Origin of the sequence: Xanthomonas hortorum, assembly GCF_040279205.1 — a bacterium.
In the GTDB taxonomy this organism is placed as follows: domain Bacteria; phylum Pseudomonadota; class Gammaproteobacteria; order Xanthomonadales; family Xanthomonadaceae; genus Xanthomonas; species Xanthomonas hortorum_F.
This window is the reverse complement of the sequence record NZ_JBEOLS010000130.1, coordinates 1-1,052: the sequence shown is the minus strand read 5'-3', so window position 1 is coordinate 1,052 and position 1,052 is coordinate 1. Positions and strand designations below refer to the sequence as shown.

1 protein-coding gene is annotated in these 1,052 nt (G+C 47.1%); it reads left to right on the top strand.

The features are described from left to right. Positions 1-895 precede the first annotated feature (895 nt). A partial coding sequence (locus ABS769_RS22465; RefSeq protein ID WP_233368074.1) for a transposase occupies positions 896-1,052 on the top strand: 157 nt, incomplete at its 3' end.

Below are 1,052 nucleotides of genomic sequence, written 5' to 3'. Positions count from 1 at the left end.
GGCTGGCCGACTACAACCAGCAGATCCCGCACGACAGCCTGGGCGGGCTAACGCCCGCCGAGTTCCGTGATCAACATCAACCGAAGACCTCTAGTTTTAGCTGGCATTGAATTACGGGGAGTCGACACACTGAGCTGCCGAGATAGCGATAGCTCAAATAAAACTGCGCCACGGACTCGCCAGTGCACCACCCGACTGTAGTGTCTCCAGGCTCACATTCCAGCACACTTATGTCTCAAAGCTGAAACAACTTTCCGAGTTTTCGCTCAAACCAAAACGCCATTAAATCGAATTGCCCAATTGCCTTCTTAAGTAAAGATGATTTTAGGCAAAATTACCCCATTTATCAAACGTTCATTTTAATAGCGTGAGATATCTCTCACTTTACGCCCTTTTGTTACTTTTAAACACTACAAAGGATTTATTCACGTAGTTAGAAATACAAAAGATATCGTCGGATTTATTGCTGCATTGAATCGCAGAATTCCTAGCACCGACACCGCATCCGCCGACGGCTCACTTAAAACAAAGCCAACCAAGCTGCTTGCCACTGCAAACAACCTATCTTCTGGACATTTGGCTAAAGTAGTAAATGCTGCTAGCTTCATCAAAACTCTTACTTCCAAAGCTGATGTAAGCTAACGACCATTCTGCCTATTACGCGGCTCAGCTAGATACCCTGCTCATCCTTCATGTCTTTGATATAATCGGAGACAAATTTCGGGAACCAATCGTTTTCAGTCCAATCACCCTGCGGAATGCAGGATTCGGGATCTAAATCAATTCCCTCATTAAGCTCCTCAATGTTTTTCTCTCGCGCCATCGTCAGACCATATGAAAATTTTCCTACTAGGGCCTGTTAACACTAATGGCCCGAGCGATTAAACTATCGTGCATGGAGATCACGCCAGCACAATTTTCTCTAATCGAACACTGCCTGCCGGCGCAGCGCGGCAATGTCAGCATGACCAACCTGCAAGTGGTCAACGCCATCCTTTACGTTGCCGAGCATGGCTGCAAATGGCGCGGCCTACCCAAGCGCTTTGGCAACT